This window comes from Streptomyces sp. NPDC127190, from assembly GCF_042672505.1.
In the GTDB taxonomy this organism is placed as follows: Bacteria; Actinomycetota; Actinomycetes; order Streptomycetales; family Streptomycetaceae; genus Streptomyces.
This window is the reverse complement of sequence record NZ_JBHXVE010000008.1, coordinates 160025-161738: the sequence shown is the minus strand read 5'-3', so window position 1 is coordinate 161738 and position 1714 is coordinate 160025. Positions and strand designations below refer to the sequence as shown.

The following is a 1714-nucleotide window of genomic DNA, read 5'->3' as shown; positions in this document are numbered from 1 at the left end:
GCCCGCCCGCGGCCCGGCGGGGTGGTGGGGCGCGTGCGTGGGGGTGTTGGTGTGGCGGGTAGGGACGGTGCCGGGGGGGGGGGCCCCGGCGCGGCCGCCCCCCCCCCCCCACCCCGCTCCCGGCGCCTCACTTCCAGCGCAGCAGCGCACCCAGCCCGCCGGCCGGCACCTCGTCCCCGGTCTCGTCCAGCACCGGCGTCAGCGACACCACCGGAGCGCCCGTCACCACGGCCGACCGGACCAGCGCGTCATCGGCGCGGGCCGGCCACGCCTGCCGCTCACCGAGGTTCCGCAACTCGCTGCGCCGGGCGGCCAGCTGGTCCGGATCCTCACCGATCCACACCTCACGGCCGGCGTCCGGCGCGTCCGGGCGGATCAGCAGCTCCGCGAGCCGGTGCTCCCGCGCCGCCTCGATCAGCCCCGGCACGCCCTCCACGGCCGCCGCTCGCGCCTGCGCCTTCGGCGCCCGGGCCGCCCGGTACCGCTCCACCTCGGCCAGCAGCCGCTCCCGCACATGCCGGGCGCGGATCTCCGCGACCTCCTCGGGCAGCAGGCGGCTGCCCATGCCGTGCGCCGTTTCGACGGCACGGTCCTGGAGCTGCTGGGGCAGCTGCTCGTGCACCGAGCGGCACTCCCGCTCCTCCCCGCAGAGGATCAGCAGATCGGCGCCGGTCTCCTCCTGACAGGCCGCCAGCGCCCCGGCGATCTCGCGGGCGTTGTGCTCCCAGGTGTTCTCGACCTTCAGCTGGAAGTGCCGCTCCGACCAGTCGGACGCCTTCGACCGGTGCATCGGCCACTGCCGACCGGTCACCTGCCCGGCCTGCTCGTGCAGCAGCGTGCTGCGCAGCTCGAGGACCGCGCCCGTGCGGTCGATGTAGGCCACCAGCGACACCGGATCCTCACCGGCCAGGTCCAGCAGCGGCGTCACCCGGGGCAGCGTGCCCCAGTACGCCTCACTGTCCTGCGGTCCCGAGGTCAGCGGCACCTCCAGGACCACCTCGCCGTCCCGGGCGAACACGGCCCTGCCGTACGGCTCGGGCGCGTGCCGCAGCCGCTCGGCGGCCTCGAACACCGCCCGGCAGGTGGCCTCGTCCGCTCCCTGCGCGGCCAGCTCCCGGGCCACCGACTGGGCGATCAGATGGCGCCGCTGCTGCTGGTCCTCGGTGTGCAGGGAGGTGTCCACATATGCGGAGGCCCACGCCCCCGGATGTTCGTACAGTGGATTCAAGAACCCTAGCTCCATGGATTCCTCCCGGACATCGCTCGGAGGCATTGCATGCCGGGCGGGTACCCGGACCGCAGACACGAACACGACGAGCGGGGAACACCATGACCGGAGTCGAGCCCAGCCGACTGGACGACCAGCAGCTCATGAAGGAGCTGGAGACGATCCACCGCACACGCCACGACACCCTCCTCTACGGCTCGAACGACGCGCTGCGCGCCCACAACGAGCGCATGGCCCAGCTGGAGGGCGAGTACCTGCGCCGCAACCCGCGCCGCCTGGTCAGCGCGGGCCGCACCCGCGAGGGCGCCCGGGAGCGCGGCTGCGCAGAGGCGGCGGCTCCGGGCACGTCCGGTACCTGACCGGCGCCCGGACAGGGGGGGGGGGGGGGGGCGGGGGGGGGGGCGGGGGGGGCGGGGGGGGGGGGGGGCGGCCGGCGCCAGGGCGGGGGGGGTCCTCTCCTAACTCCGGAGCGGGCGCGCCTACGAG

The 1714-nt window shown here is 75.6% G+C and carries 1 protein-coding gene and 1 pseudogene; one reads left to right on the top strand and one right to left on the bottom strand.

The features are described from left to right. Positions 1–127: 127 nt before the first annotated feature. The gene (locus ACFVIU_RS15210; RefSeq protein WP_385842898.1) at positions 128–1243 is read right to left on the bottom strand and encodes a Vms1/Ankzf1 family peptidyl-tRNA hydrolase; all 1116 of its coding nucleotides are present in this window, start codon (positions 1241–1243) and stop codon (positions 128–130) included. A gap of 33 nt (positions 1244–1276) precedes the next feature. On the opposite strand from ACFVIU_RS15210, the pseudogene ACFVIU_RS15205 reads away from it, so the two are divergent. Beyond that, positions 1277–1587: pseudogene (locus ACFVIU_RS15205) on the top strand (DUF6158 family protein). Positions 1588–1714: the final 127 nt, after the last annotated feature.

Coding starts and splice junctions, on each gene's coding strand:
- ACFVIU_RS15210 (WP_385842898.1), bottom strand. CDS start 1,243: ATGGAGCTAGGGTTCTTGAATCCACTGTACGAACATCCGGGGGCGTGG.